Source organism: Glaciimonas sp. Gout2 (assembly GCF_035018905.1).
In the GTDB taxonomy this organism is placed as follows: domain Bacteria; phylum Pseudomonadota; class Gammaproteobacteria; order Burkholderiales; family Burkholderiaceae_D; genus Glaciimonas.
The window spans coordinates 1-217 of record NZ_JASJXA010000163.1; the positions used below are offsets into that span (position 1 = coordinate 1).

At 54.4% G+C, this 217-nt stretch carries 1 protein-coding gene; it reads right to left on the minus strand.

The genetic code is table 11. The features are described from left to right. Positions 1 to 217: IS66 family transposase (locus tag QN379_RS23610; RefSeq protein ID WP_323507789.1), on the minus strand; the 217-nt coding region annotated here is incomplete at both ends.

Sequence of the window (217 nt, forward strand, 5' to 3'; positions counted from 1 at the left end):
ATTTCGCTGTGCCGATCAGTGAATAAACAGCGGCAGCCCGCTCTCCACCGCTGTCGGCACCCGCGAAGAGATAATTACGACGTCCGATAGCGACGCCACGCAAGGAGCGCTCCGCTGCGGAATTATCGATTTCAATGCATCCATCGTCACAATAACGTTTTAGCGCAGGCCATAGATTGAGGCTATACATGATGGCAGCGGTCGTGTCTGACTTGCG